25 protein-coding genes and 1 riboswitch are annotated in these 26,377 nt (G+C 72.5%); of the genes, 13 read left to right on the forward strand and 12 right to left on the reverse strand.

Translation table 11 applies throughout. The annotated features are described in order from the left end of the window. Positions 1-8 precede the first annotated feature (8 nt). Positions 9-1,067 carry an MBL fold metallo-hydrolase gene (locus ACIRS4_RS24780; protein WP_404199807.1) on the reverse strand — a complete coding sequence of 353 codons (1,059 nt, stop codon included), beginning with the start codon at positions 1,065-1,067 and terminating at the stop codon, positions 9-11. A gap of 134 nt (positions 1,068-1,201) precedes the next feature. Then, a complete protein-coding gene (locus ACIRS4_RS24785) occupies positions 1,202-1,423 on the reverse strand; it encodes a hypothetical protein (protein ID WP_404199810.1) in 222 nt (73 codons plus the stop codon). A gap of 192 nt (positions 1,424-1,615) precedes the next feature. Between ACIRS4_RS24785 and ACIRS4_RS24790 the strand changes: the two genes are divergently transcribed. Both ACIRS4_RS24790 and ACIRS4_RS24795 read left to right on the forward strand, forming a co-directional pair. Continuing rightward, a complete protein-coding gene (locus ACIRS4_RS24790; protein WP_404199813.1) occupies positions 1,616-3,073 on the forward strand; it encodes an aldehyde dehydrogenase in 1,458 nt (485 codons plus the stop codon). 4 nt (positions 3,074-3,077) lie between these two features. Continuing rightward, positions 3,078-3,350, forward strand: coding sequence for a ferredoxin (locus ACIRS4_RS24795; RefSeq protein WP_358799873.1), 273 nt, complete (start codon positions 3,078-3,080; stop codon positions 3,348-3,350). A 122-nt stretch (positions 3,351-3,472) separates the two neighbouring features. Beyond that, positions 3,473-3,596, forward strand: a riboswitch (TPP riboswitch). Between the two features lie 33 nt (positions 3,597-3,629). Here the strand turns inward: ACIRS4_RS24795 and ACIRS4_RS24800 are convergent. Beyond that, a complete protein-coding gene (locus ACIRS4_RS24800; RefSeq protein ID WP_404199817.1) occupies positions 3,630-4,301 on the reverse strand; it encodes a TetR family transcriptional regulator in 672 nt (223 codons plus the stop codon). A gap of 215 nt (positions 4,302-4,516) precedes the next feature. Here ACIRS4_RS24800 and ACIRS4_RS24805 point away from each other — a divergent pair, with 215 nt between their 5' ends. The 3 genes from ACIRS4_RS24805 to ACIRS4_RS24815 are packed head-to-tail and all read left to right on the forward strand — an operon-like array spanning position 4,517 to position 7,763. Next, positions 4,517-5,968, forward strand: coding sequence for a glycosyltransferase family 4 protein (locus ACIRS4_RS24805; RefSeq protein ID WP_404199820.1), 1,452 nt, complete (start codon positions 4,517-4,519; stop codon positions 5,966-5,968). Then, entirely contained in the window at positions 5,962-6,696 is a 735-nt protein-coding gene (locus tag ACIRS4_RS24810; protein WP_404199823.1) for a class I SAM-dependent methyltransferase, read from the forward strand. The genes ACIRS4_RS24805 and ACIRS4_RS24810 overlap by 7 nt, the downstream gene beginning before the upstream one ends. Further along, entirely contained in the window at positions 6,693-7,763 is a 1,071-nt protein-coding gene (locus ACIRS4_RS24815; protein ID WP_404199825.1) for a prenyltransferase/squalene oxidase repeat-containing protein, read from the forward strand. Before ACIRS4_RS24810 ends, ACIRS4_RS24815 begins: the two co-directional genes overlap by 4 nt. Before the next feature lie 53 nt (positions 7,764-7,816). Here ACIRS4_RS24815 and ACIRS4_RS24820 read toward each other — a convergent pair whose 3' ends face one another. The 4 genes from ACIRS4_RS24820 to ACIRS4_RS24835 all read right to left on the reverse strand — a co-directional run bounded on the left by ACIRS4_RS24820 (position 7,817) and on the right by ACIRS4_RS24835 (position 11,128). Next, positions 7,817-8,110 (reverse strand): hypothetical protein, encoded by a 294-nt coding sequence (locus ACIRS4_RS24820; protein WP_404199828.1) that lies wholly within the window; start codon positions 8,108-8,110, stop codon positions 7,817-7,819. A gap of 41 nt (positions 8,111-8,151) precedes the next feature. Beyond that, a complete protein-coding gene (locus ACIRS4_RS24825; protein ID WP_404199831.1) occupies positions 8,152-9,162 on the reverse strand; it encodes an LLM class F420-dependent oxidoreductase in 1,011 nt (336 codons plus the stop codon). 113 nt (positions 9,163-9,275) lie between these two features. Then, positions 9,276-10,064: a hypothetical protein gene (locus tag ACIRS4_RS24830; protein WP_404199834.1), complete on the reverse strand. Its 789-nt coding sequence runs from the start codon at positions 10,062-10,064 to the stop codon at positions 9,276-9,278. Between the two features lie 104 nt (positions 10,065-10,168). After that, positions 10,169-11,128 (reverse strand): N-acetylmuramoyl-L-alanine amidase, encoded by a 960-nt coding sequence (locus ACIRS4_RS24835; RefSeq protein ID WP_404199837.1) that lies wholly within the window; start codon positions 11,126-11,128, stop codon positions 10,169-10,171. Between the two features lie 251 nt (positions 11,129-11,379). Between ACIRS4_RS24835 and ACIRS4_RS24840 the strand changes: the two genes are divergently transcribed. Both ACIRS4_RS24840 and ACIRS4_RS24845 read left to right on the forward strand, forming a co-directional pair. Beyond that, positions 11,380-13,119: an MFS transporter gene (locus ACIRS4_RS24840; RefSeq protein WP_404199840.1), complete on the forward strand. Its 1,740-nt coding sequence runs from the start codon at positions 11,380-11,382 to the stop codon at positions 13,117-13,119. Between the two features lie 132 nt (positions 13,120-13,251). Continuing rightward, entirely contained in the window at positions 13,252-13,902 is a 651-nt protein-coding gene (locus tag ACIRS4_RS24845) for a class I SAM-dependent methyltransferase (protein ID WP_404199843.1), read from the forward strand. A gap of 77 nt (positions 13,903-13,979) precedes the next feature. Here the strand turns inward: ACIRS4_RS24845 and ACIRS4_RS24850 are convergent, their stop codons facing one another. Then, complete coding sequence (locus ACIRS4_RS24850; protein WP_404199846.1) at positions 13,980-16,331, reverse strand: LPXTG cell wall anchor domain-containing protein; 2,352 nt, start codon at positions 16,329-16,331, stop codon at positions 13,980-13,982. Between the two features lie 219 nt (positions 16,332-16,550). On the opposite strand from ACIRS4_RS24850, the gene ACIRS4_RS24855 reads away from it, so the two are divergent. Continuing rightward, complete coding sequence (locus ACIRS4_RS24855; RefSeq protein ID WP_404199849.1) at positions 16,551-17,483, forward strand: hypothetical protein; 933 nt, start codon at positions 16,551-16,553, stop codon at positions 17,481-17,483. A gap of 15 nt (positions 17,484-17,498) precedes the next feature. Here the strand turns inward: ACIRS4_RS24855 and ACIRS4_RS24860 are convergent, their stop codons facing one another. Next, positions 17,499-18,131, reverse strand: coding sequence for a response regulator (locus ACIRS4_RS24860; protein WP_404200129.1), 633 nt, complete (start codon positions 18,129-18,131; stop codon positions 17,499-17,501). A 92-nt stretch (positions 18,132-18,223) separates the two neighbouring features. After that, positions 18,224-19,528, reverse strand: a complete 1,305-nt coding sequence (locus ACIRS4_RS24865; protein WP_404199852.1) for a sensor histidine kinase — start codon at positions 19,526-19,528, stop codon at positions 18,224-18,226. 339 nt (positions 19,529-19,867) lie between these two features. On the opposite strand from ACIRS4_RS24865, the gene ACIRS4_RS24870 reads away from it, so the two are divergent. The 3 genes from ACIRS4_RS24870 to ACIRS4_RS24880 all read left to right on the forward strand — a co-directional run bounded on the left by ACIRS4_RS24870 (position 19,868) and on the right by ACIRS4_RS24880 (position 22,897). Beyond that, a complete protein-coding gene (locus ACIRS4_RS24870; protein ID WP_404199855.1) occupies positions 19,868-20,764 on the forward strand; it encodes a MaoC/PaaZ C-terminal domain-containing protein in 897 nt (298 codons plus the stop codon). 92 nt (positions 20,765-20,856) lie between these two features. Beyond that, positions 20,857-21,939, forward strand: coding sequence for a Zn-dependent alcohol dehydrogenase (locus tag ACIRS4_RS24875; protein ID WP_404199858.1), 1,083 nt, complete (start codon positions 20,857-20,859; stop codon positions 21,937-21,939). 13 nt (positions 21,940-21,952) lie between these two features. Further along, positions 21,953-22,897, forward strand: coding sequence for a 3-oxoacyl-ACP reductase (locus ACIRS4_RS24880; RefSeq protein WP_404199861.1), 945 nt, complete (start codon positions 21,953-21,955; stop codon positions 22,895-22,897). A gap of 94 nt (positions 22,898-22,991) precedes the next feature. On the opposite strand, the gene ACIRS4_RS24885 is transcribed toward ACIRS4_RS24880, so the two are convergent. Together ACIRS4_RS24885 and ACIRS4_RS24890 are read right to left on the reverse strand one after the other, a co-directional pair. Beyond that, positions 22,992-23,171: a hypothetical protein gene (locus ACIRS4_RS24885; RefSeq protein WP_404199864.1), complete on the reverse strand. Its 180-nt coding sequence runs from the start codon at positions 23,169-23,171 to the stop codon at positions 22,992-22,994. Between the two features lie 97 nt (positions 23,172-23,268). Further along, positions 23,269-24,474 (reverse strand): hypothetical protein, encoded by a 1,206-nt coding sequence (locus ACIRS4_RS24890; protein WP_404199867.1) that lies wholly within the window; start codon positions 24,472-24,474, stop codon positions 23,269-23,271. Between the two features lie 307 nt (positions 24,475-24,781). Here ACIRS4_RS24890 and ACIRS4_RS24895 point away from each other — a divergent pair, with 307 nt between their 5' ends. Both ACIRS4_RS24895 and ACIRS4_RS24900 read left to right on the forward strand, forming a co-directional pair. After that, entirely contained in the window at positions 24,782-25,636 is an 855-nt protein-coding gene (locus ACIRS4_RS24895) for a Nif3-like dinuclear metal center hexameric protein (RefSeq protein WP_404200132.1), read from the forward strand. Next, complete coding sequence (locus tag ACIRS4_RS24900) at positions 25,633-26,376, forward strand: zinc ribbon domain-containing protein (RefSeq protein WP_404200135.1); 744 nt, start codon at positions 25,633-25,635, stop codon at positions 26,374-26,376. The genes ACIRS4_RS24895 and ACIRS4_RS24900 overlap by 4 nt, the downstream gene beginning before the upstream one ends. Position 26,377 lies beyond the last annotated feature (1 nt).

The raw sequence follows: 26,377 nt of genomic DNA on the forward strand, positions 1-26,377 counted from the left end.
GGCGCCCCTCACACCGCCGCGTACGTCACCGGGTCGCTGCCCGTGACGGGTTCCGCGCGGCCCTGCTTCACCAGGCGTCGCAGATGGGCCTCGGCCTCCGAGACCGCGATGTTCCGCGACCCGTGGGGGATCTGCTCCCAGGGCCGGTTCCACTCCATGCGTTCGGCGAGCTGCCAGGGGGTGAGGGGTTCGGCGAGGAGGGTCAGGAGGCCGGTGAGGCGGTCCTCGTGGTGGGTCAGCAACTCCCTCACCCGGGACGGTGCGTCGGTGAAGGCGTGCTGGTGGGCGGGGAGGATCTCGGCGGGGGCGAGGCGGCCGACGCGTTCCAGGGAGTCGAGGTAGTCGCCGAGGGGATCGGTGACCGTGGCGTCGTCGGGGTCCTCGTACAGGCCGATGTGCGGGGTGATCTCGGGGAGCAGATGGTCGCCGGAGAACAGCCGCCCCTTCCCCGGAAGCCGTGCGGGGTGCTCCTCCTCCAGGTGGAGGCAGACATGGCCGGGGGTGTGGCCCGGGGTCCAGATCGCGCGCAGGCGGCGGCCGGGCAGGTCGAGGAGCTCGCCGGGGACGATCTCCCGGTCGGGCAGGGCGGGACGCAGGCCGGGCAGGGTGCGGCGGGAGGAGCTGCGCAGGGGCGCCACATGCTCCTCCGGGGCTCCCGCGGCCTCCAGCTTGTCCGTCATGTAGGTGAACCAGCGCTCGGGGCGCGTCGAGCGGGTCCGGCGCACGATCGAGGCGTCGGCCGCGTGCATCGCCACCCACGCGCCGGACGCTTCCCGCACCCGCCCGGACAGGCCGTGGTGGTCGGGATGGTGGTGGGTGATGACGACCCCGTACAGCTCGCCGACGGAGGTGCCGCAGGCGCCCAGCCCGGCGGTGAGGGCGTCCCACGAGGAGGGGTCGTCCCAGCCGGTGTCGACCAGCACCGGACCTCGGTCGGTGTCGACGACGTACACGAGGGTGTGGCCCAAGGGGTTGTCAGGAATGGGCACTTGAAGGGAGCGGACACCCCCGCCGTGATCCCTCGTCGACGGCGCCCCCGGATTCCGACCGCCCTGGCTGCTGCGCATCGCACCCTCCGTCCCACGGCCACGGCCCACTATAACTAGAACCGGTTCCAATGGGTGCCCAAGTCGACCGACGTGGTGGTGGGTCGGTGCGCGATCCGGATGGATGTGCGTGTGAGCCGGGTGCGGCGGCGGTCTCAGAGCTTGGTCATCTTGGTGTACGGGCTCAGAATGCGCCGCTGCTCGGAGCCGAAGTCCACGAGGGCCGCGATTCCGTCCTCGAGGCCGATCACCCGGCCGAGGCCGTGCACGTCGTGGGTGACCTGGTCGCCCATGGCGAAGTGCTTGGGGGCCGGAACGACCGGGGCCCTGAAGGGGCTGGTGGGCAGGTGACGCTTCGGTGCCGCAGACTTTGTCATGGTTCAGTATGGGCCCGCGCGGCCGCCGCCCGCTGTGGTCTGCGGCACAGATTGGCATCAGGGTGGTCACGGTCCGCCCTCGACGGGCCCCGCGTCCTTGATCGTCGGGAAGGCGCTGCTCAGCCCCGTGGACTCCTTCAACCGGAACTGGTATCAGTTTCTGAAACACCGTCAGAAACGAAGGCAGTCGCCATGGCCGAGTTCCTGGAACACCGACAGCTGTTCATCGGCGGGGAGTTGACCGACCCGCTCGGCGAGGACGTCATCGAGGTGATCTCCCCGCACACGGAGGAGGTCATCGGGCGGGTCCCGCACGCCTCGCGGGCGGACGTGGACCGGGCGGTCGCGGCGGCGCGGCGGGCCTTCGACGAGGGCCCCTGGCCCCGGATGTCCCTCGACGAGCGGATCGCGGTCGTCTCCCGCATCAAGGACGGGATCGCCGCCCGCCACGACGAGATCGCCCGCGTGATCTCCTCCGAGAACGGCTCCCCGTACTCCTGGAGCGTCCTCGCCCAGGCGCTCGGCGCGATGATGGTGTGGGACGCGGCGATCACCGTCGCGCGGGACTTCCCCCACGAGGAGCGGCGCGACGGCGTGCTGGGGAAGATCCTCGTGCGCCGGGAGCCGGTGGGCGTCGTCGCCGCCGTCGTCCCCTGGAACGTCCCGCAGTTCGTGGCCGCCGCCAAGCTGGCGCCCGCGCTGCTCGCCGGCTGCACGGCGGTGCTGAAGCCGTCCCCCGAGTCGCCGCTCGACGCCTATCTGCTGGCCGAGATCACCCGGGAGGCCGGGCTGCCGGAGGGCGTGCTGTCGATCCTCCCCGCCGACCGCGAGGTGAGCGAGTACCTCGTCGGGCACCCCGGCGTGGACAAGGTGTCCTTCACCGGGTCGGTGGCGGCCGGCCGGCGCGTGATGGAGGTCGCCGCCCGCAATCTCACCCGCGTCACCCTGGAGCTCGGCGGCAAGTCGGCGGCGGTCGTCCTGCCCGACGCGGACCTCGCCACCGCCGTCCCCGGAATCGTCTCCGCGGCCTGGATGAACAACGGCCAGGCCTGCGTCGCACAGACCCGCATCCTCCTCCCGCGCTCGCGCTACGACGAGTTCGCGGACGCCTTCGCCGCGGCCGCGAGCGCCCTCGTCGTCGGCGACCCGCTCGACCCGGCGACCCAGGTCGGCCCGCTGGTCGCGCGCCGCCAGCAGCAGCGCAACCTCGACTACATCCGCATCGGCCAGGAGGAGGGCGCGAAGGTCCTCACGGGTGGCGGCCGACCGCCCGGCCTGGACCGCGGCTGGTACGTCGAGCCCACCCTCTTCGGCGACGTCGACAACACGATGCGCATCGCCCGCGAGGAGATCTTCGGCCCGGTCATCTGCCTTCTCCCCTACGGGGACGAGTCCGAGGCCCTGAAGATCGCCAACGACTCCGACTACGGGCTCAGCGGCAGCGTGTGGACGGCCGACGTCGAACACGGCATCGAGGTCGCGCGCCGGGTCCGTACCGGCACGTACTCGGTGAACACCTTCAGCCTGGACATGCTCGGCCCGTTCGGCGGCTACAAGAACTCCGGGCTGGGGCGCGAGTTCGGACCCGAGGGGTACGGCGAGTACCTGGAGCACAAGATGATCCACCTGCCGGCCGGCTGGGAGGGCTGAGGCGATGGGCGCCCCCGCCGCGAGAGCGGATTCGAGCGTGGGCGCGGGCGACCGCTGGCACGTCGAGGTCGACCGCTCCCTGTGCATCGGCTCCGCCCAGTGCCTCCACCACGCGCCGGGCGGCTTCCGGCTGGACACCGCCCGGCAGTCCCACCCGGTCGACCCGGACCCGGACGCGAACGAGCGGGTGCTGGAGGCGGCCGAGAACTGCCCCGTGGAGGCCATCGCGATCACGCTGCGGGAGAGCGGGGAGGCGGTGTTCCCGCCCGAAGAGTAAAAAGTCCGCTTCGGGGGGTTTCATTCCTGTCCGGGAGTTCTATCCTGTTATTGGCCTACGGGACGAGTGAGGGAGTCCGACCGGAGTAGCCGACTCGGGCGTGACGCCGAGGCATTCGCCGAGGCATCCGCTGGGGCCGACATCGACGGTAGGGCTGAGAGGCCGAACGGCAGCAGTAGGGCCGGACGGCGACCCCCAGCACCTGATCCGGTTCATACCGGCGAAGGGAACCCGTCTCGTAGGTCCTTTCGTGTGCCCGCACCTCCTGCGGCGAGGGTGCTAGTCCCCGTTCTCCGCGGCCGGGCCCATGACCTCGGGCAGGTCGATCAACCGGCACACCGTTTCGATGTCGATGCGCACCTGGGCGATGGAGGCCCGGCCCGAGAGCCAGGTGATCAGGGCCGAGTGCCAGGTGTGCTCGATGACCCGGACGGCGGAGAGCTGCTCGGGGGTGGGGCGGGCGAGGCCCATCGCGTCGAGGATGATCGCCGTGGTCTGGCGGGAGACCTGGTCCACCTCGGGGGAGACGCTGCGGTCGGCGAAGGTGAGGGCGCGGACCATCGCGTCGGCCAGATGGGGCTCACGCTGGAGGGCGCGGAAGGCCCGCATCAGGGTCTCCGCGACCCGCTGCGCCGGGGTGTCGCCCCCCGGGGGCTTCTTGCGCAGGGTGCCGTGCATGCGTTCCAGCTGGTCCTGCATGGTGGCGACCAGCAGGTGCACCTTGGAGGGGAAGTAGCGGTAGAGGGTGCCCAGGGCGACCTGGGAGGACTCCGCGACCTCCCGCATCTGCACCGCGTCGAACCCGCCCCGGCTGGCCAGCTGCGCGCTCGCGTGCAGGATGCGCCGGCGGCGGGCCTCCTGTCGCTCCGTCAGCGGCGGGGAGGGGGGCTCGCCCGGGCGAGCGGAGCCGTGGGGGGAGGAGTGGCGCTGGGTGCTGGCTTCCGCAGGCATGGTGCTGGTCCCGTTCCGTGACAGTCGGTGAAGGCTGTGATCACACAGCAGAACCAGGGCCTCCGGTCGTGGTGTGAATCACCTGATCCACTGCTCCCAGGGTCCTTACCTGCCGGTAGATTCAGAGCCTCCCGAACGATCAAGTCTGAAACTTGTTCTAGATTAGCGTCCCGACGTAGTCTCGCGGGACAGTGCAGGCAGAAGGGGGCCCCGGAGTGACCGCTGAGGCCAGTCAGGCGGGGCCCGCACCGGCCCTCGCCGCGGACGGCGGGCGACCGCTCGACATCGCGCTCCTCACCTATAAAGGAAACCCGTTCTGCGGCGGCCAGGGCGTCTATGTCCGCCACCTCTCGCGCGAACTGGTCCGCCTCGGCCACCGCGTCGAGGTCATCGGCTCCCAGCCCTACCCGGTGCTCGACGCCCTCGACGTCCTCGGCGAGGAGCACGCCGGCCGGCTCTCCCTGACCGAGCTGCCCAGCCTCGACCTCTACCGCCAGCCGGACCCCTTCCGCACCCCCGGGCGCGACGAGTACCGCGACTGGATCGACGCGCTGGAGGTCGCCACCATGTGGACCGGCGGCTTCCCCGAGCCGCTGACCTTCTCCCTGCGGGCCCGCCGTCACCTGCGCGCCCGGCGCGGCGAGTTCGACGTCGTGCACGACAACCAGACGCTCGGGTACGGGCTGTTGGGCGACGTCGGCGCGCCGCTCGTCACCACGATCCACCACCCCATCACCGTCGACCGGCAGTTGGAGCTCGACGCCGCCGAGGGCCTGCAGCGGCGTTTGTCCGTGCGCCGCTGGTACGCGTTCACCAGGATGCAGAAGCGCGTCGCGCGCCGGCTGCCGTCCGTGCTCACCGTCTCCGGCACCTCCCGTCAGGAGATAGCCGACCACCTCGGCGTCCGCGGCGAGCGCATCCACGTCGTGCACATCGGCGCCGACACCGACCTGTTCTCCCCGGACCCGTCCGTGCCCGTCGTCCCCGGCCGGATCGTGACCACCTCCAGCGCGGACGTGCCGCTCAAGGGCCTGGTCTTCCTCGTCGAGGCGCTGGCCAAGGTTCGCGCCGAACACCCGCACGCCCACCTCGTCGTCGTCGGCAAGCGCCCCGAGGAGGGGCCCGTCGCCCAAGCCGTCGAGCGCTACGGCCTCGAAAGCGCCGTCGAGTTCGTCAAGGGCATCTCCGACGCCGAACTCGTCGACCTGGTCCGCTCGGCCGAGGCCGCCTGCGTGCCGTCCCTGTACGAGGGGTTCTCCCTGCCGGCGGCCGAGGCCATGGCGACCGGGACGCCGCTCGTCGCCACCACCGGCGGAGCGATCCCCGAGGTCGCCGGGCGCGACGGCGAGACCTGCCTGGCGGTCGCGCCGGGCGACTCCGGCGCGCTGGCCGCCGCCCTGAGCCGGCTCCTCGGCGACTCCGCGCTGCGGGCCCGCCTCGGCGCGGCCGGCCGCGCGCGCGTGCTGGAACGGTTCACCTGGGCGCGGGCCGCCGAGGGGACGGTGGTCCGCTACCGCGAGGCCGTCGAGCGCGCCGCAGGCGGGCGTCCACCGCGCTCCGCCGCCCTCGACCCGACGGCGGCGGTCCGCGCGGCCGGCGCGGGCCGTGCCACCGCCGCCGAAGCTGTTGACGTTGTATCCGATCGCGAAAGCAGGGCCACGTGCTGACCGTCGACTTCTCCCGGTTCCCGCTCGCCCCGGGCGACCGAGTCCTGGACCTCGGCTGCGGGGCGGGCCGGCACGCCTTCGAGTGCTACCGGCGCGGCGCGCAGGTCGTGGCGCTGGACCAGAACGCCGAGGAGATCCGCGAGGTCGCCAAGTGGTTCGCGGCGATGAAGGAGGCCGGCGAGGCCCCCCAGGGCGCCACCGCCACCGCCATGGAGGGCGACGCGCTCGCGCTGCCGTTCCCCGACGAGTCCTTCGACGTCGTCATCATCTCCGAGGTGATGGAGCACATCCCCGACGACAAGGGCGTGCTCGCCGAGATGGTCCGGGTCCTCAAGCCCGGCGGCCGCATAGCGATCACCGTCCCGCGCTACGGGCCCGAGAAGGTCTGCTGGACGCTGTCCGACGCCTACCACGAGGTCGAGGGCGGTCACATCCGCATCTACAAGGCGGACGAACTCCTCCAGAAGATCCGCGAGGCGGGGCTGAAGCCGTACGGCACCCACCACGCGCACGCGCTGCACTCGCCGTACTGGTGGCTCAAGTGCGCGTTCGGCGTCGACAACGACAAGGCGCTGCCCGTGCGCGCGTACCACAAGCTGCTGGTCTGGGACATCATGAAGAAGCCGCTGGCCACCCGGGTCGCCGAGCAGGCGCTGAACCCGCTCATCGGCAAGAGCTTCGTGGCCTACGCGACCAAGCCCCACCTCCCGGCGGTGGACGCGCGGTGACCACTCCCCGGACAGAACACCTCGTCCTGCCCGGGGTCCTGACCGCCGGGCAGGCCGCCGCGACCGTCCGCGGCATCCTCGCCGAGCAGCGGGAGGACGGTGCGATCCCGTGGTTCCGGGGCCACCACCTCGACCCCTGGGACCACACCGAGGCCGCCATGGCCCTCGACGCGGCCGGTGAGCACGAGGCAGCCGAGCGGGCCTACGACTGGCTCGCCCGGCACCAGAACGAGGACGGCTCCTGGTACGCCGCCTACGCCGACGGCGACTTCGCCGACGTCACCGACCGGGGCCGGGAGAGCAACTTCGTCGCCTACATAGCCGTCGGCGTGTGGCACCACTACCTGTCCACCGGCGACGACACGTTCCTGGACCGCATGTGGCCGGCCGTCTACGCCGCCGTCGAGTACGTGCTGGATCTCCAGCAGCCGGGCGGGCAGATCGGCTGGCGGCGCGACGACGACGGCACGGCGACCGCGGACGCGCTGCTGACCGGGTCGTCCTCCGTCCACCACGCGCTTCGGTGCGCCCTCGCCATCGCCGAGCAGCGCGAAGAGCCGCAGCCCGACTGGGAGTTGGCGGCCGGTGCGCTGCGGCACGCCATCCGGCTGCATCCGGAGCGGTTCCTGGACAAGGGGCGCTACTCCATGGACTGGTACTACCCGGTGCTGGGCGGGGCGTTGACCGGTGCGGAGGCCAAGTCCCGTATCGAGGCGGACTGGGAGCGGTTCGTCGTGCCCGGCCTCGGTGTGCGGTGCGTCGTGCCCAACCCGTGGGTGACGGGCGGTGAGTCGGCCGAACTCGCCCTCGCGCTGTGGGCGATGGGCGAGTCCGACCGGGCGCTGGAGATCCTCCAGTCGATCCAGCATCTGCGGGACGCGGAGTCGGGCCTGTACTGGACGGGGTTCGTCTTCGAGGACCGGGCCGTCTGGCCCGAGGAGTTGACCACCTGGACGGCGGGGTCGCTGCTGCTGGCCGTCGCCGCGCTGGGCGGCCACGAGGCCACCTGCGCGGTGTTCGGCGGCGAGCGGCTGCCGACGGGGCTGGACCCGGACTGCTGCGGTTAGCGGCCGCCCCGCGCCCTGACCGGCGCGGGGTCCCTGCCGCCGGGTGGCCGTCCTCAGTGGCGCTGGACCCGGTTGGCGATCGCGTGGCCCACGAACAGGTACACGACCGCTGCCAGGCCGTAGCCCGCGACCACCCGCGCCCAGGCCTCGTCGAAGGTGAACAGGTCGTGGGACCAGCCGGCCAGCCAGCGGGCCACGTCGTGCACGAACTGCACGAACTCGTTGCCCTGGTTGGCGCCCAGCAGGTACATGAGAATCCACAGGCCCAGGATGAGGGCCATCACGTCGGCCACGACCGCGATGACCGTGCCGGCCTGATTCGCGCCGTTGCGATATCTGGGAGACATGTACTTCGGTTTGCCGCCCGCACCGGCATGAAACCCGGCCCTCAGGAGTTGAGTTCGGCCAGCGCGCGCAAAGTGGGCGGGTCCGGGGCCACCACCAGCAGGTCCGTCACCGGGCCCTTGCGCCACGTCTCCAGCCGCTCGGCGATCCGTTCGCGCGGGCCGACCAGGGAGATCTCGTCGGCGAACGCGTCGGGGACGGTCAGGACGGCCTCCTCGCGCCGCCCCGCCAGGAACAGCTCCTGGATGCGCCGGGCCTCCTCCTCGTAGCCCATGCGGGCCATGAGGTCGGCGTGGAAGTTGCGGGTGGCGTGGCCCATGCCGCCGATGTAGAAACCGAGCATCGCCTTGACGGGGAGCAGCCCCTCGGCGACGTCGTCGCAGACCAGCGCCCTGACCAGGGGCGCGACCCGGAAACCCTCCGGCAGCTCCGCCACCGCCGGCCCGTACGCCTCGGGGCGGTCGGGCGACCAGTACAGAGGCAGCCAGCCGTCGGCGATACGGATGGTCTGGGCCACGTTCTTGGGGCCCTCCGCACCCAGCAGCACCGGCAGGTCGGCGCGCAGGGGGTGGGTGATCGGCTTCAGCGGCTTGCCCAGTCCGGTCGCGTCCGGGCCCCGGTAGGGGTGGGAGTGGAACCGGCCGGCCGCCTCCACGGGCCCGCGCCGGGCGAGTACCTGCCGTACGACGTCGACGTACTCGCGGGTCGCGGTCAGCGGCGAACTCGGGAACGGGCGGCCGTACCAGCCCTCGACGACCTGCGGGCCCGACAGGCCGAGCCCCAGCAGCATCCGCCCCCCGGAGAGGTGGTCCAGGGTGAGCGCGTGCATCGCGGTCGTGGTCGGCGAACGGGCCGCCATCTGCGCGACGGCCGTACCCAGCTTGATCCGCGACGTGCGGGCCGCGATCCAGGTGAGCGGGGTGAAGGCGTCCGAGCCCCACGACTCCGCCGTCCACACGGAGTCGTAGCCGAGCCGCTCCGCCTCCAGGGCCAGCTCCACATGACCGGAGGAGGGACCGCGCCCCCAGTAGCCGAGCGCCAGACCGAGCCGCATCACTGCCTCCTGACGGTACGTCAGACGACGGGTGAGAGGCGACTGTACGGCAACGGCCCCCCGCCCGGAAGGGCGAGGGGCCGTGCGTCGCGGTGCGCGGGAGCCGTTCGCGGTCAGCCGCGCTGGATCCCCGAGGTGTCGCGGAGCACGCCGCGGCGGCCGTCCTGGGTCTGCGCGATCAGGCCCTGCGCTCCCTGCTCGACGGCCAAGTACCAGGTGCCCGGAGCCAGTTCGGCGATCGGCGTCGGCGCGCCGTCCTCCGCGTACAGCGGACGCGGCACCGGCACGGCGAACCAGAACGGCGAGAAGTCGGCGGCCGGGGACTGCGCCGGGCCCTGCGGGCCGCCGAACGCCGGCTGACCCTGCTGCTGGCCCTGCGGCGGCGTCTGACCGCCGAACGGCGACTGCTGCGCGCCCGGGTAGCCGTAACCGGCGGGCGGCTGCGCGCCGTAGGGCTGCGGGGCCGCCGGCTTCGGCGCGGGGATCAGCGCGCCCTGGAGGGCGGGGACCAGAGGGGTGGCGACGGCCGCGCCGGCCAGGACGAGGGCGGCGATGAAGCCGAGGATGAGACCGGCTCCGGCGTCGACGCTGTCGGGGACGCCGACCAGGGACCAGAAGAACGTCCAGGCGGACAGCAGCGCGAAGCCCGTGCCGACCATGCCGAGGTCCAGCCCGAGCACCTTGCGCTGCTGCGGCATGACACGGTTCAGGACGATCAGGGCGGCGCCGATGACGGCCCCCATGTACGTGCCCAGGCCCGTTCCCAGGCTCTCCCAGGAGTTCTGGCTGCTCGAGTAGCCGGTGACCGAGACGGAGTAGTAGGCGAGGAACGACGAGATGAACAGCAGCACCGCTGCGCCGATCACCACGCCGTCGCCTCTAGTGAGGGAGCGGATATTCACTTCAGGTCCTTCGTCAGTCGTCTCGTCGTCGATACTGGCTCGGTAGAGGGACGACATTATCGTCCGCACGATCAGGCTGTCCGCCGGGATCAGCGCGCCGACCGCTACCCGCGCAGGAAACTCACGATTCCCTCAGAGATCCCCTGCGCCGCTTTCTGCCGCCAGGCACCGCTGGTCAGCAGCGCCGCGTCCTTGGTATCGCGCATGTTGCCGCACTCGATGAACACCTTGGGAACCGTTGACAGATTGAGACCGCCCAGGTCCTTACGCGTGACGATGCCGTCGCCGTCGCCGATGTAGTTGGAGGGCGCGGTGCCCGTGGCCCGGCCGAAGTCGGCGGAGACCAGCCGCCCCAGCTCGCGCGAAGGGCCCACGATGGCACGGGTGTCGGCGCCGCCCGAGCGCACCTCGCCCGGAAGGATCACGTGGTAGCCGCGGTTGCCGCTTCCGGAGCCGTCGGCGTGGATCGAGACGACCGCGTCGGCGTGCGCCGCGTTCCCGATCCGGGCCCGCTCGTCCACACACGGCCCGTACGGCCGGTCCCCGTCCTGCGTCAGCTTCACGGTGGCGCCGCGCTGTTGCAGCAGGGCGCGCAGCCGGTGCGCCACGTCCAGCGTGAACGCGGCCTCGCTGTAACCGGAGTTGGTGGAGGTGCCGGTGGTGTCGCACTCCTTGCGGTTGGTGCCGATGTCCACCTTGCGGTTGATCTCCGCGGTGTGCCGGTGGTTGGCGGGATTGTGCCCGGGGTCGATGACGACGACCTTGCCCTTGAGCGAGGCTTCCGCGGACCCCGAAGCCGACCCTGGCCCCGAACCCGATCCGGAATGCGCGCCGGCGCCGATCCCGCCGTTCGCGGAAGTCCCGTCGGACGGGGCGGTCCGCCCGCTCGGCGCCGTGCTCTTCCCCCGGCCGGGCCCGCCGTCCTCCGGCCCGCCCAGTGTCGCGTACGCCCCCCACCCCAGCAGCGCCCCGGCCGCGACGACGGCGAGCGCCACGGCCGACGCCCGGCGCTTGCGGGAAGGGCGGGGGTGCGGGGAATCGAAGTCAGGGCCTGCGTTGGACACGCCTGCCACCCTAACGGGCACCCCGGACCACGCCCGGGAAGCCGCAGGACGCGACGCCGGGGCGCGTCCGCGGGCCGCCCGGCAGGACCGTCCCCTTCCGCGCCGGGCGAGGGTCAAGAGAAGGTCAAGGATTCGTTAGTGTGGCGAAACATCGGAATAGTTGCTCACGCATACGGGGTTCATGCTGCACGTATCCCGCGATCCTCATCCGCGCATCCCGTAAGCCCACCTCAGGCCGGAGGCCCCGCTTCATGACGCACACACCGACCGACCCACCCCGCCGCGCGGCGAGCGGCGCCCTCGTGCCGGTGCTCGCCTTCGCCGGCATCGTGGTCGCGGTGATGCAGACCCTGCTCGTCCCGGTCATCAAGGACCTGCCGCAACTGCTCGACACCGAACCCAGCGACGCCACCTGGGTGCTCACCTCGACGCTCCTGTCCGGCGCCGTGGCCACGCCGATCATGGGCCGTCTCGGGGACCTGTACGGCAAGCGGCGCATGCTCGTCTCCAGCCTCGCCGTGATGGTCGTGGGCGCACTGGTCAGCGCGATCACCAGCGAGCTGATGACGATGATCGTCGGCCGCACCCTCCAGGGCTTCGCGATGGGCGCGATCCCGCTCGGCATCGGCCTGATGCGCGACATGCTGCCCCGCGAGCGGCTCGGCTCCGCCATGGCCCTGATGAGCTCCTCCATCGGCGTCGGCGGCGGCCTCGCGCTGCCCGCCGCCGCCCTGGTCGCCCAGCACGCCGACTGGCACACCCTGTTCTACGGCGCGGCGGGCCTCGGCGCCCTCGCCATCGCCCTCACCCTGATCGTCGTCCCCGAGTCCCCGGCCCGCGCCACGGGCTCCTTCGACCTGCCCGGCGCGCTCGGCCTCTCCGCCGGCCTCGTGCTGTTCCTGCTGCCGATCACCAAGGGCAGCGACTGGGGCTGGACCTCCGGCACCACGCTCGGCCTGTTCGCCGCCGCCGCCGTCGTCCTCGTCCTGTGGGGCGTCATGGAACTGCGCCTCGCCGCCCCGCTGGTGGACCTGCGCACGACCGCCCGGCCCGCCGTGCTCTTCACCAACCTCGCCTCCATCATGGTCGGCGTCAGCTTCTACGTCGTCTCCCTCGTCCTGCCGCAGCTGCTCCAGCTGCCGAAGAGCACCGGCTACGGCCTCGGCCAGTCGATGGTCGTCGCCGGCCTGCTGGTCGCCCCGCTCGGCCTGACGATGATGTTCACCGCGCCCGTCTACGCCCGCCTGTCCGCCAAGTACGGCCCCAAGGTCACGCTGATCCTCGGCATGCTGATCATCGCGATCGGCTACGGCGCCGGCCTCGGCCTGATGAGCGCCGCCTGGCAGAGCCTCGTCATCGCGGTCGTCCTCGGCGCCGGCATCGGCCTCGCCTACTCCTCGCTGCCCGCGCTGATCGTCGGCGCGGTCCCCGCCTCCGAGACCGGCGCGGCCAACGGCCTCAACACGCTGATGCGGTCCATCGGCACCTCCGTGTCCAGCGCCGTCGTCGGGATGGTGCTCGCCAACACCGCGAACACCGTGAACGGCGTCGCGATCCCCACCCTGCACGGCTTCCGCGTCTCCTTCCTGATCGCCACCGCCGCCGTCGCCGTCGGCCTGCTCCTCGCCCTGTTCCTGCCCGGCCGCACCCCGGCCGCCGAGCCGCGACTGCGCGCCAGCAGCGAGGAGGACCTCAACCTGGAGCGCGCAGAGGAGGCCCTGCGGGGCTTCCGCGGCCGGGTCCTGGACGCCGACGGCGCACCGGTCGCCGGCGCCCGGGTCACCCTGATCGACCCGCGCGGCCGCCGCGCCGGGGCGACCCTGTCCGGCGGCGACGGCGGCTACGTCATCGCCGTCCCGGCCCAGGGCGCGTACGTCCTCGCCGCGAAGGCCTCCGGACACGCTCCCCTCGCCTCCTCGGTGACGCACGCGGGCGACGAGCGGGCCGTGGGCCTGGATCTGTCGCTTCCCGGCGAGACGGTGACCGCTTAGGACCTGTTCCGGGTTTCCCGCCTGCGGCGCGACGCCTGGCACGGCTCCCCCACACGCACCCCCGGTCCGACTGCCGACCGGGGGTGCGGCAGCATGGGGCGGCAGACGTACGTACGACCGAAGAGGAGCCCCATGACCGCGGCGCCCGAGCCCGAGATCCTGGCCGCGTTCGAGGCCGCGAAGGGATTCATGCCCGTCGACGAGGGGCTGGCGCTGTACGCGGCGGCCCTGGACGCGGGCTCGCTGGGACTGCCGCTGCTCGAAGTCGGCACCTACTGCGGGCGCTCCACGATCCTGCTCGCCGACGCCGCCCGCCGGGCCGGCGTCACCGCGCTCACCGTCGACCACCACCGCGGCAGCGAGGAGCAGCAGCCCGGCTGGGAGTACCACGATCCGCAGACCGTCGACCCCGAACTCGGCCTGATGGACACCCTGCCCGCATTCCGCCGCACCCTGCACCGGGCCGGCCTGGAGGAGCACGTCGTCGCCCTCGTCGGCCGATCCCCCCAGGTGGCGAAGGTGTGGGGCGCCCCGCTCGGGCTGGTCTTCGTCGACGGCGGTCACACCGACGAGCACGCGAACGCCGACTACGACGGCTGGGCCCCGTATGTCGCCGACGGCGGCCTCCTCGTCATCCATGACGTCTTCCCGCACCCGGAGGACGAGTTCACCGGCCAGGCCCCCTACCGCGTCTACCTGCGCGCCCTGGAGTCCGGGGCGTTCACGGAGATCTCGGACACGGGCTCGCTGCGCGTACTGCGGCGCACGGGCGCGGGGAGCTGAACGAACACGGGAACGGCCCCCCATCCCGGTGGTACGAGGATGTGGGGGCCGTTCGCGCTCATCCGCGCGGTGTCTTCCTACTCGCCGGCGCCACGCCTGCGCTTGATCCACACGAGTGCCGCGCCGGCGGTCAGGAGAGCCGCGGCGGCCCCGGCGATCGTCAGGACCTGGGTGCCGGTGTCGGCCAGGCTGCCGTCCGTGTCACCTCCGCCGGTCCCTCCGGTGGGCAGGGGGGTGTGGCCGCCGTTGCCGGACGGGGCCGGCGCCGGGGTGTGGGAGGGAGCCGGCGATCCGGTGGGCCGGTCGGTCGGCTTGCCGGTGGGCTTGTCGGTCGGGCTGGGCGACGGGTTGGGGCCGGGCTTGCCTCCGCCGGGCTGACCGCTGTTGTCGCCGCCCATCACCGTGACGCCGGTCGCCTGGTAGTCGAGGGCCTCATGGCGCGAACCCTTGGTGACGGAGGGCAGGTTGGGCTTCTCGGCCTGGAAGCGGGCCTTGCTGACCTTCTCCTGGGGCTGCTGGGTCAGGTCGACGCCGCCGACCGTGTAGACCCAGATCTCGCCGCCGACGGGGATCTCGTACTTGAAGTCGCCCTCGGTGAACGACCGCTTCATCTCCTTCCAGACGGTCATCTTGTCCCAGGCGGCGTTCTTGCCGCGCAGAGGCCAGCGCTGCACCTGGTTGCGGTCGATGATGCCGGCGAAGGAGCCGCCGAACGCCTTCTTGTCCCGGGCGACGGTCTGGCGGACGTACTCGGCGGCGATCCGGGCCTTGTAGACGCGCCGCAGGTCGGCGTACTTGGCGTCCTCGTTGACCTGCCTCTGGACCACCGGCAGGATCGTCCGCCCGTAGACGTCCATGTTGTGGGCGGTCTGCTCCTTGGTCAGGGTGCAGGGCATCCCGCCACCGGGGCCGGGGGTGTTGTACTCCTGTGCGACGCTCTTCACCTCGAGCGGGGCGCTGAGGATGTAGGCGCCGTCGTCCTCGATGCGGACCTCGGCCTTCTTCGGGACGATCCAGTTGCGGGTGGAGCCCATGCAGGGCTTGCCGTCGACCTTCGTGATCCCGTCCCAGAACCGTTTGCCCGCGTCGGTCTTCGGGTCCTCGGCGCGACCGAAGTCCCGCTTCATCTCCATGTCGGCCTCGAGCAGGATCCGGCCGGCGTCGGTCTTGTCGAACGGCGCCTTCATGATCGTGTTCGGGTCGTCCGGGTTGAGGTTGACCCAGAAGTGGTCGGGGGTCAGAGCGAGCCAGGTGAAGAAGGCGTCCGAGATGAGCTGGGCCTTCTCCTCGCCTCCGTAGCCGGGCGTGGTCTCCTCGTCGGCGTTCTTCGCGCTGAAGGAGTAGGAGAGGTTCCCGGTCTTCGTCTGCCCGATGTAGGAGATGTCGAGGGTGGAGAAGTCGACGCCGCCGGGGCCGCGCAGGCTGTTGCCGGGCTGCTGGATCAGGCCCCGGGCCCGTTCGCTCTGACGGCGGGCGTCCTCGGGGGTGGGCGCGGACCGGCGGGCCATGTCGCCGCCGGAGCCGAAGGAGGGCCGGTTCGGGTCCGGCGTCATCAACTGGTTGCTGTTGGGGGTGTACTTGCCGACGGTGAACCGCGGGTTCGGCGTGGCGGCGTGCCGGTAGTGCTGCACGCCGGCGGCCCGGTACTTCTCGATCGTCTTCGCGTCGGGCTCCTGCCCGTTGATGTAGACGACCCGCCAGCCCCGGCGGACGAGTTCGGCGTCGATCTTCAACTGCCGGGCGTCGTAGCCGATCCCGGACTTGATCTCGTAGACGGTTCGGGTGCGCTGGTTGACCGCGTCGAAGACCCGGCCGTCCTTCATCACGTCCTTGCCGAGGGTCCGCTCGAGGTCCTTGTACAGGTTCGGGTTGAGGTCGCGGAGGTTCTTCTGGCAGATCCAGTCCACGCCGCCGAGGTCGAAGTACTTCACCACCTCGGACTCGAAGGCGTTGCCGCGCTTGTTGTTGCCCTCGTTGCGGGAGTAGACGTTGTTCAGCCACTCGTTGAAGGTTCCCGCGTAGGGCTTGGCGCCGGCCTGGTTCTGTCGCCAGGTCGTGACGGCGTTCTCGGGTGTCCCCCAGGCGTACTTCTTCGGGTCGTTCCCGGCCGGCAGGTCGATCAGACCCGGATCGGTGAGCGCCTCGATGCCCTTGGCGAGGTGGTCGTAGCCGTAGAAGCGGTCCTCGGCGTTCGGCGTCTTCCACTGGTTCGCACCGGCGGGTCTGTAGCCGGGCAGCTTGTACGTCGGCGGCGGCGTCGCGCTCGTGCCGTACTTGTCCATGCAGCGGCCGAGCATCGGCTTCGGCGGTGCGGCGTCGGCGCTGTCGCGGACGCCGGGCAGCGGACCGGCGACCAGCACGGTCGCACCGATCGCGACGATCGCCGCCCGCATCCTGAACCAGCCGCGTACGCGTATCGCAGAATGCATGTGTCTGTCCCTCGTGGGGGCGGATCTGAACCCCTGTGCGCAGGGCGAGGGTAGGCAACCGGGCGGTGCACGGCCCCCGTTGACGTCACCGCCTGCCCGGCACCCTAGCGGCTGACGACCCGTCGAACACAGGAGTTGCACAGGCAAGCCGTGCAACGAACACGCATCGGTGAGGCCCACTTGGCCCCGCCGCGGGTTTGCGGCCTACGCTTGCCGGCCATGACCGCCGACGCGCACCCGCCCGCTCACGAGCAGCTCCTCGAACGGTGGCTGGACGATCTGCAGGTGCTGGCCGCACGGCTCCAACAGGTCCATCTCCCGGGCGACTTCCCCTTCGACTACACGCCCGCCTCGCTGGCCGAGGTCGAACACGAACTGCTCGACGAGGACCCCGACGACGGCTTCCGCCGGGCCGCGACCGCCTACCTCGGGGAAGTGCTGATGGACGTCTGCGGCGGCCGGTGGGACGTCGACCCCGACACGGGAGGCGAGGACGGCGATCCGCTCGTACGCCCCGCCCCCGCGCTCGGCCTGCCCCCGCTGTCCGTCGGCGTCCTCATCGACGTCGCTCTCGCCGAACGCTCCGGCGAGGTGTTCACCCGCGAGCGGGAACGACTCGCCGACGCCGTGTCCGGCCTGCGCCGCACCGCCCCCGGCTGGGAGCCGGTCAAGGAGCGCTCTCCCCTGGACCCGATCGGTCCCCAGCCCCTGGACGACTGGCTCCGGCGGTGGCTCGCCGACCGGCAGGCCGCCCACCCCGACTGGGTGCGGCAGCTGACCGGTGCCGGGGAGACGAGGGAGTGGGACTTCTCGCCGGCCGGCCTGGACGCCCTGGAACGACAGGTGCGCGACCGGTACCGCACCCTCGCCGACTTCGACGCGGACCGGGAGGGGCCGTTCCTCCAGGGCGCCGTCTGGTACCTGGGACAGGTCATCTGCCTGCACCACGACAGCACTTGGGTGCACTGGGCGATCGAGCCCGACGCCCCGCGCGGCAGCCACCACCACGCGGACAACCCCTGGTCCGGCATCCCCTTCACCCACCAGCCCCACAGACGCCAGGCCCGCCCCTGTGACCCCCTCGACATGCTGCGCGGCCTAGTCCGCTACGGCACCGCTCACCGCCTGGCGGGTCTCGTCGCCGAGATCTAGGACGGGCGGCGGAACTCAGAGCCAGCCCTGTCGACGTGCCTCCCGCATCGCCTCCATGCGGTTGCGGGTGCCCGTCTTGCCGATGGCCGAGGAGAGGTAGTTGCGGACCGTGGACTCCGACAGGTGCAGCCCGGCCGCGATGTCGGCCACGGTCGCGCCGTCCACGCAGGCCTTGAGGACGTCGCACTCGCGGCCCGTCAGCGGACTGGGCCCGGCGCTGAGCGCGGCGGTGGCCAGCGCCGGGTCGACGACCGTCTCGCCGGTGAGCACCCTGCGGATCGCCGCCGCCAGCTCCTCCACCGGCCCGTCCTTGACCAGGAACCCGGCGGCTCCCGCCTCCATGGCCCGGCGCAGATAGCCGGGCCGGCCGAAGGTGGTCAGGATCAGCACCCTGCAGTCGGGCGCCTGCGCGCGCAGTTCGGCGGCGGCGTCCAGGCCGCTCATGCCCGGCAGTTCGATGTCGAGGAGCGCGACGTCCGGACGGTGGAGGAGGGCCGCGTCCACGATCGCGTCCCCGGCGCCCACCTGCGCCACGACCTCGATGTCCGGCTCCAGTCCCAGCAGCAGGGCCAGCGCCCCGCGCAGCATTCCCTGGTCCTCCGCCAGCAGCACCCGGATCGACGTGCCGGGGCGGTGGTCACGGGGCATCTCGTTCACGGGCCAAGCGTAGGACCGCCCGCCGGGCACGACACCGGGTACGGCATCGCCCGCCGGAGTTTCCGGCAAGCCGGCGGACGCAGTCACGGTGCGGGGGCCGGGGAGGGGGCCAGGAGCCTCTCCGCCGCATGCGAGGAGAGCTCCGCCGTGCTCTCGGACGGGAGTTCCGCCGTGATCGTGTAACCGCCGTGGGGTCCGGGTGCGGCGGTCAGCGAGCCGCCGGCCGACGCGAGGCGCTCACGCAGGCCGATGAGACCGTTGCCGCCGCGACGCTCGCAGGGGTCGCCCGCGCCCGCCGTACGGTCCGCGCCCGCGCCGCAGTTCCCGCCCGCGCCGCGGTCCGCACCCGCGCCGGTCCCCGTGCCGTTGTCCGTGATCGTGAGACGGGCGCGCTCCGGCGTGCCCGACACGGTGATCCGGCAGGCGGTGGCGTCGCTGTGGCGGACCACGTTGGTGGTCGCCTCGCGCACCACCCAGCCCAGCAGGGCCGCCGTCCGCGGCGCGAGCGCCGGGCCCGACCGCGTCACCGTCGGCTCCACGCCCGCCGCCGTCAGCGCCGAACGGGCCCGGTCCAGTTCGGTGGCGAGACTGCCCTCGCGGTAGCCGGTGACCGCCTCGCGGATCTCGGTCAGCGCCTGGCGTCCCACCGACTCGATGTCGGTGATCTGGAGGAGGGCCGCGTCCATGGCCGTCGGAGCCAGCCGTCGGGCCGCCTCCGACTTCACCACGATCACCGACAGGGTGTGCCCGAGCAGGTCGTGCAGATCGCGCGAGAACCGCAGCCGCTCCTCCTCCACCGCCCGCCGGGCCAGCGCCTCCCGGGCGGCGCGCAGATCCCGTACGGCCTCGGAGAGGGACAGGATCGCGGCCGTCACCATCGTCGAGATCCAGGTCGCGTACGCCGTGTCCAGGCCGCTCCAGCCCTGGTGGAGGTAGGACACCACCCCGGCGAGGACGGCCACGGCGATGCCCGCGACCCGTAGGGTCCGGCCCCTCAGGGCCGCGCCGGCGGCTAGCCCGAGCAGCGGGAAGAACAGCAGCCAGTTGCCGCCGTAGGCGCCGGCCAGACCGCAGGTCACCGCCGCCATCGCACCCAGGGCCACCCGGGTGCGGACGGCCTCGCGGTGCGGCTTGGAGAAGGAGCGCACGGCGACGTAGATGTAGAGGGAGTTGAACGCCAGCAGCCCCAGGCTGCCGATCCAGGGGTCCGGGGTGTCGCCCTGGAAGAGGTTGGAGAAGGCGCCCATCCCCAGCAGCAGCCACGGCAGCAGGGAGAAGGCGTTGGGCGACGGGCCGTCCGGGCACTCCCGCTCCTCCCGTGCCGAGGCGCGCCACGCGTGCCATCCGCACGTGACCGAATGGCGCAGCCTGACTCGCGTCCGCTTCATGACTTCGTCCCCCTTCGCCGGGTTGTCCCCGCGCCGTCCGTCGTCCGGTTCCCGACGCTACGGCCGCGGGGGCCAAGTCCGGCAGGGGCGGACGTACCGAACCCGGCGGGACAAATGTCATCGGTTCCGGGGTTTTGGGTCCGGGCAACTCTGCTGCCGGAGACGACATCTGACATATCGTCAGGAGTATTCACAAGTACCGGGGCCTCGGCTATACAGAGGACGCCGCACTGGAACGCGTTCCAGAACGATCGGGTTCCGCGGCCCCATGACGACCTCGGTGCGGCCGACGGTGCGGACGGCCGTATCGGGGTCTTACGCCGCCCGGTCAGGAGCCCCATGCCCATCGACGCAGCCAAGGCCCTCGCCGCCGAACCCCGGTCCGGCGACATCTCCTGGGACCGCAAGGACGTCCTGCTCTACCACCTCGGCATCGGCGCGGGCGTCCCCGCCACCGACCCCGACGAACTGCGCTACACCCTGGAGTCAAGGCTGCACGTCCTGCCGAGCTTCGCCACCGTCGCCGGCTCCGGCGCGCCCGGTGTGATCAGCGGACTGTCCCTGCCCGGCGTCGACGTCGACCTCTCCCGCGTCCTGCACGGCGGCCAGACCCTCACCCTGCACCGGCCGCTGCCCGCCGAGGGGACCGCGACCGCCACCGGCAGGATCGCCGCCGTGTACGACAAGGGCAAGGCCGCCGTCCTCGTCATGCGCACCGAAGTCGCCGACACGGACGGCCCGTTGTGGACCAACGACGCCCAGATCTTCGTCCGCGGCGAGGGCGGCTGGGGTGGCGACCGCGGTCCCTCCGCCCGGCTCGATCCGCCCGAGGGCGCACCCGACAGGACCGTCGAACGGCGGGTGCGCGAGGACCAGGCCCTGCTGTACCGCCTCTCCGGGGACTTCAACCCCCTGCACGCCGACCCCGAGTTCGCGAAGCTCGCCGGCTTCGAGCGGCCCATCCTGCACGGGCTGTGCACCTACGGGATCACCCTCAAGGCGGTCGTCGACACCCTGCTCGACGGGGACGTGACCCGAGTCCGGACGTACACCACGCGCTTCGCCGGGGTGGTCCACCCCGGGGAGACCCTGAAGGTGCGGATGTGGCGGGTCGCGGGCTCACCGGGTCCGGCGTCCCCTTCGGCCTCGCCGGGCGGGGCGGTGCGGGTCGCCGTGAGCGCCGTCGAACGGGACGACGCGCCCGTCCTCGCCGACACCGTCGTAGAACACCTCTGAGCCCGCCGGGGGAAGGCCTCTGCGGCCGCCGGCCCTGCCCCGGATCCCGTTTGACACCCGTCCACAACGAAGCCGTCGAGGGGAGCCGCGCCATGCGCGCAGCGGTACTGCACGAGATCGGCCAGGACAAGCTGGAGGTCCTCGACGACGTCGAGGCGGTGGGCTTCGGCCCCGGCAGGGTCAGGATCCGGGTGCGCGCCACGGGGCTGTGCCACTCCGACCTGTCCGCGATGAGCGGGGTGCTGCCGCAACCCGCGCCGTTCGTGCCCGGCCATGAGGGCGCGGGCGAGGTCCTGGAGGTCGGCGAGGGCGTCACCCGGGTGAAGCCCGGCGACCGGGTGGTGGTGTGCTGGCTGCCGGCCTGCGGCGCCTGCCCCGCCTGCAAGCGAGGCCAGACCGAACTGTGCCTGGCCGGGTTCATGAACGCGGGCACGCCCAACTTCCGCCGTGCCGACGGCGGTTCGGACATCTTCGGCTTCGCGGGGACCGGCACCTTCGCCGAGGAGGTCGTGGTCGACGCCGGCTGCGCCGTCCCCATCCCTGACGACGTGCCCTTCGACATCGCCGCGCTCATCGGGTGCGGGGTGACCACCGGGCTCGGCGCGGCACTCAACACCGCCGACGTGGAAGCCGGTTCGTCCGTCGCCGTCATCGGCTGCGGAGGCGTGGGAGTGTCCGCGATCCAGGGCGCCCGGCTCAAGGGCGCCGCCGAGATCGTCGCCGTCGACCCGGTCGCCGCCCGCCGCGAGGCGGCGCTCACGTTCGGTGCCACCCGCGCCGTTTCGCCCGAGGAACTCGGCGACGCCAAGCAACAGGTCACCGGCGGCGAGGGCTTCGACTACGTCTTCGAGGTCGTCGGCCGCTCCGCCACCGCCCGCACCGCCTACGAGACCACCCGGCGCGGCGGCACCCTCGTCGTGGTCGGCGCCGGCGCCATGGACGACTTCCTCCAACTCAACATGTTCGAGCTGTTCTTCGACGAGAAGCGCATCCTTCCCTCGATGTACGGCGGCGGCGACGTGCTGCGCTCCTACGAGCGGACCGTCGCCCTGTGGCGGGCCGGCCGGATCGACCTCGAGGGCCTGATCACGCACCGCGTACCGCTCGCGGAGATCAACGAGGCGCTCGACCAGATGCGCACCGGGGCCGCCCTGCGCACCTGCATCGAGATCTGAGAGCGGGCGGGTCATGTCTCTTCCGCTCGAAGGGCTCTCGGCGATCGTCACCGGCGCCGGACGGGGCCTCGGCCGGGCCGAGGCGCTCGAACTGGCCCGGCTGGGCGCGGCCGTCGTCGTCAACGACTACGGCAGGCCCGGCCGCGACGGCTCCGGCGAGGCGTCGGCCGGCCCCGCCGAGGAGGTCGTGGCGCAGATCCGCTCGGCCGGCGGGACGGCGCTCGCCCACGCCGGAGACGTCTCCGACTTCCGCGTCGCCCGCGAACTGGTCCAGAGCGCGATCGACGCCTACGGCAAGCTCGACGTCGTCGTCAACAACGCGGGCATCCTGCGCGACCGCATGGTCTTCTCCATGACGGAGGAGGAGTGGGACTCGGTGATCCGGGTCCACCTCAAAGGGCACTTCAACACCACCCGCTTCGCCGCCGCCCACTGGCGCGCACGGTCCAAGGCGGCCGACGGTCCCGTCCACGGGCGGATCGTGAACACCTCGTCGGAGGCGTTTCTCGCGGGCTCCGCCGGACAGCCCAACTACGCGGCGGCGAAAGGCGGGATCGTCGGGCTGACGACGTCCACCGCCCTCGCGCTCGCCAGGTACGGCGTCACCGCCAACGTCATCTGCCCGCGCGCCCGCACCCGGATGACCGAGGACGTCTTCGCCGGGCTCGGCCGCCCCGAGGAAGGGCTCGACCCGCTCGCCCCCGAGCATGTCGCCCCGCTCGTCGGCTACTTGGCCTCGCCCGCCGCGGGCCGGATCAACGGGCAACTGCTCGTCGTGCACGGCGGGATGGTCGCCGTCGTCGAACGCCCCCGGGTGCGGGCGAAGTTCGACAGCAAACAGGAGACGTTCAGCTACGAGGAGCTGGACGCGGTGCTCGGCGCGCACTACGCGGAGCAGGCGGACGGGGAGACCTTCGCGGCGGCGGAGGTGCTGGGCCTGCGGCGGGGACGGGAGTAGAGCGGCTCGGCGCCCCCGGTGGAGGGGTTCGGAGCGATGGGCATACGGAGGGGCCCCGTCCGTCTCGGTGACGGACGGGGCCCCTGGGTCTGCCTCAGGCAGCCGTGTCGGCCCTCTCGTCGGCCGGCTTGCGGTGCCGGCCGCGCGGAGAGGCCCCGCCCTCGTGGGACGAGACCTCGCCCCGGTGCCGGCCGTGACCGACGACCCCGGAGGCGTCGGCGGACAACGGCTGCTCCTGCGGCTGCCGCGGCTGCGTGATGCTTGCGTCGCTCATCGGAAGACTTCACCCCGTCAAAACATGATCCTTCTTACAGCCGGGCGAGTGTATCCGGAGCCCGGCGGGGTGGATCCAGGCGACCACGCCACCGCTGCTAGTTCGTTACAAGGCGGTCCAACGGGGCCTGTTGGAGGGGCACCGGGCGGGGGACGACGGGTTCGGCGGGGGTGAAACATGAAGAGGGTGCAGGAGATGCGGGGAGTGCGGAGAGCTTCGGCGTCGGTGTGAAGGCCGCCGCCGGCGGAGACTGGTGTGCGGGTTCCTGGGCCGGCGGGGTCAGCAGCGCCACCCCGCAGGGCTCCGCCGCCGTCGCGTACGGCAGGCGCAGCACGCCGTCCTCGGTCCAGAGCCCGGCGCCCGCCAGCCACCCGTCCGGCGCGGCGAGGCGGTGCAGCCGACGGTCCTCGGGGCGCCACACCCCGACCCAGCCGCCGTGCGGCCCGTCGACGCGGAGCGCGACCGCACAGCTCTCCGGGCTCAGGACCTGGCCGGGCTGGATCGCGAACGGCGTCACCCGGAAGTCGGGCAGACGCAGCGTTTCCGGGAAGCGCACCGGCAGCGCGCTGCCCAGCACCCCCCAGCCCAGGCGGGCCACGCCGGGGGAGGCCGCGTCCGAGCTGACGAGCAGCAGTCCGCTGTCGGGGGCGGCGAGCAGGACGCGGTCGTCGCTGTCGGGCGCGATCTGCAACAGCGGCGAGACCTCGCCCCCGCGCGCCAGGTCCACCACGATCGACTTCGTACGGCCGTCGGCCCTCCGGTCCAGCGCCAGCATGCGGCCGGTGCGGTCCAGCCAGACGCCGCCCGTGCAGCGGCCGTCGATCTCGGCGACCTGCTCCGGGCCGAAGGCCCCGCCCGCCACCAGCCACAGCGCGGTCCTGCCCCGGCCCGCGGCGAGGGCGTACGCGCGCCCGCCGCAGGGCGCCGGCGGCAGCAGGCGCAGGGCGCCGCCGTCCGGGCACTCCACCGCGCCCAGCGGGAGCTCGCCCGTGCCGGGGCCGGTCGGGTACAGCAGGGAGAAGACGTGTCGTCCCTGGAACCGGCGGTGGATGAGGACCCGTCCGTCGGCGAGCGGCTGCACCCGCGTGCCGGGCTCCTCCGGCTGGTTGCCCGGCAGCGGGACGGCGTACGGCTCCGGGCCGTCCAGCGTCCAGCGCTCCGGGAACCAGCACGCGGGATCGCCGCCGGGGGCACGGGTCAGGCGGGCCGCGTAGGCGCCGTCCGCCGTGATCACGCAGTCCGCGTGCGACGGGGGGTCGTCGTCGTCCTCGGTCTCGGCGGGTTCGATGGCACAGACCGTCATGGTTCGGTCACCTCCGGCGACGAAGCTAGTTTTCGTACGCGGGGGTGGGGGATCGGCGGACGGGGGCTTCGCTCGTAAGAGTGGCGCAGAACCGATTCGCCTCTGGCGGTTGAACGGGGTGTGCGTGCTCGGGGCCCGCGTCCGCCGCCCGACCGACCCGGCCGACTGAGTCGGTCGACGGGCTCCCTCCGCGGCTGCGCCCCGGACCCCGCCGGCGGCCGTGGCGGCCCCCGGGGGTGTCGAACCGGCCCCCGTGCAACCGCGCGGTACGGGCGTCCGATGGGCCAGGTAGCCTTTTCCCGTGTCGCTGCCTTGTCTGTCTGATGTGATCGCCGCTCTCGAGAATCTGTGGCCCGCCGAGCGGGCCGAGTCCTGGGACGCGGTCGGAACCGTCGTGGGCGAGCCGGGGCAGAAGGTCGGCCGGGTCCTCTTCGCCGTCGACCCCGTCCAGGACGTCGTCGACGAGGCCGTGAAGCTGGGCGCCGACCTGCTGGTCACGCACCACCCGCTCTATCTGCGCGGCACCACCACCGTCGCGGCCTCCAGCTTCAAGGGCCGCGTCGTGCACACCCTCATCAAGAACGACATCGCCCTGCACGTCGCCCACACCAACGCCGACACCGCCGACCCCGGCGTCAGCGACGCCCTCGCCGGCGCGCTCGGCCTGCGCGTCGTACGGCCCCTCGTCCCCGACCCCGCCGACCCCGACGGGCGGCGCGGCCTCGGCCGGATCTGCGAGCTCGACCACCCGCTCACCGTCCGCGAACTCGCCGCCCGCGCCGCCGAGCGGCTGCCCGCCACCGCGCAGGGCATCCGCGTGGCCGGCGACCCGGACGCCGTCGTACGCACCGTCGCCGTCAGCGGAGGCTCCGGCGACAGCCTCTTCGACCACGTCCGCGCCGCCGGCGTCGACGCCTTCCTCACCGCGGACCTGCGTCACCACCCGACGTCCGAGGCCCGCGCCCACAGTCCTCTCGCGCTGCTCGACGCGGCGCACTGGGCCACCGAGTGGCCCTGGTGCGAGCTGGCCGCCGCCCAGCTCGACGAGATCTCCGACCGGAACGGATGGGGCCTCAGGGTCCACGTCTCCCGCACGGTCACCGACCCCTGGACCGCCCACGCGGCGTCCACCGCCACCGAATCCCTGGGAGCCCCCAACTGAACGCCGCGCCCGCCGACCAGATCCGACTCCTCGACGTCCAGTCCCTCGACGTCCGGCTCCAGCAGCTCGCCCACCGGCGCAAGTCGCTGCCCGAGCACGCCGAGATCGAGTCGCTGACCAAGGACCTCACGCAGCTGCGCGACCTCCTGGTGGCCGCGCAGACGGAGGAGAGCGACACCGCCCGCGAGCAGACCAAGGCCGAGCAGGACGTCGACCAGGTGCGCCAGCGCGCCGCCCGCGACCAGCAGCGGCTGGACTCCGGCGCCGTCACCTCCCCGAAGGACCTGGAGAACCTCCAGAAGGAGATCGTCTCCCTCGCCAAGCGCCAGGGCGACCTGGAGGACGTCGTCCTGGAGGTCATGGAGCGCCGCGAGGCCGCGCAGGAGCGCGTCGCCGAACTGACCGAGCGGGTCGGCTCGGTGCAGGCGAAGATCGACGAAGCGAACGGCCGCCGCGACGCCGCCTGCCAGGAGATCGACGGCGAGGCCGCCTCCGTCACCAAGGACCGCGAGGTCATCGCCGGCTCGGTGCCCGCCGACCTGCTCAAGCTCTACGACAAGCTGCGCGGCCAGCAGGGCGGCATCGGCGCGGCCAAGCTGTACCAGCGCACCTGCCAGGGCTGCCGCCAGGAGCTGTCGATCACGGACGTCAACGAGATCCGCAAGGCCGCGTCGGACACCGTCGTACGGTGCGAGAACTGCGGCCGCATCCTGGTGCGGACCTCCGAGTCCGGCCTGTAGC

The sequence above is a fragment of the Streptomyces sp. NPDC101166 genome, assembly GCF_044768125.1.
GTDB lineage: Bacteria > Actinomycetota > Actinomycetes > Streptomycetales > Streptomycetaceae > Streptomyces.

Bases quoted from the DNA above. Each gene is read 5' to 3' on its own strand.
- ACIRS4_RS24855 (WP_404199849.1), top strand. From the start codon at position 16,551: ATGACCGCCGACGCGCACCCGCCCGCTCACGAGCAGCTCCTCGAACGG.
- ACIRS4_RS24890 (WP_404199867.1), bottom strand. From the start codon at position 24,474: ATGACGGTCTGTGCCATCGAACCCGCCGAGACCGAGGACGACGACGAC.
- ACIRS4_RS24850 (WP_404199846.1), bottom strand. From the start codon at position 16,331: ATGCATTCTGCGATACGCGTACGCGGCTGGTTCAGGATGCGGGCGGCG.
- ACIRS4_RS24800 (WP_404199817.1), bottom strand. From the start codon at position 4,301: ATGCCTGCGGAAGCCAGCACCCAGCGCCACTCCTCCCCCCACGGCTCC.
- ACIRS4_RS24865 (WP_404199852.1), bottom strand. From the start codon at position 19,528: ATGAAGCGGACGCGAGTCAGGCTGCGCCATTCGGTCACGTGCGGATGG.
- ACIRS4_RS24790 (WP_404199813.1), top strand. From the start codon at position 1,616: ATGGCCGAGTTCCTGGAACACCGACAGCTGTTCATCGGCGGGGAGTTG.
- ACIRS4_RS24885 (WP_404199864.1), bottom strand. From the start codon at position 23,171: ATGAGCGACGCAAGCATCACGCAGCCGCGGCAGCCGCAGGAGCAGCCG.
- ACIRS4_RS24860 (WP_404200129.1), bottom strand. From the start codon at position 18,131: ATGCCCCGTGACCACCGCCCCGGCACGTCGATCCGGGTGCTGCTGGCG.
- ACIRS4_RS24875 (WP_404199858.1), top strand. From the start codon at position 20,857: ATGCGCGCAGCGGTACTGCACGAGATCGGCCAGGACAAGCTGGAGGTC.
- ACIRS4_RS24840 (WP_404199840.1), top strand. From the start codon at position 11,380: ATGACGCACACACCGACCGACCCACCCCGCCGCGCGGCGAGCGGCGCC.
- ACIRS4_RS24880 (WP_404199861.1), top strand. From the start codon at position 21,953: ATGTCTCTTCCGCTCGAAGGGCTCTCGGCGATCGTCACCGGCGCCGGA.
- ACIRS4_RS24795 (WP_358799873.1), top strand. From the start codon at position 3,078: ATGGGCGCCCCCGCCGCGAGAGCGGATTCGAGCGTGGGCGCGGGCGAC.
- ACIRS4_RS24870 (WP_404199855.1), top strand. From the start codon at position 19,868: ATGCCCATCGACGCAGCCAAGGCCCTCGCCGCCGAACCCCGGTCCGGC.
- ACIRS4_RS24785 (WP_404199810.1), bottom strand. From the start codon at position 1,423: ATGACAAAGTCTGCGGCACCGAAGCGTCACCTGCCCACCAGCCCCTTC.
- ACIRS4_RS24780 (WP_404199807.1), bottom strand. From the start codon at position 1,067: ATGCGCAGCAGCCAGGGCGGTCGGAATCCGGGGGCGCCGTCGACGAGG.
- ACIRS4_RS24820 (WP_404199828.1), bottom strand. From the start codon at position 8,110: ATGTCTCCCAGATATCGCAACGGCGCGAATCAGGCCGGCACGGTCATC.
- ACIRS4_RS24845 (WP_404199843.1), top strand. From the start codon at position 13,252: ATGACCGCGGCGCCCGAGCCCGAGATCCTGGCCGCGTTCGAGGCCGCG.
- ACIRS4_RS24825 (WP_404199831.1), bottom strand. From the start codon at position 9,162: ATGCGGCTCGGTCTGGCGCTCGGCTACTGGGGGCGCGGTCCCTCCTCC.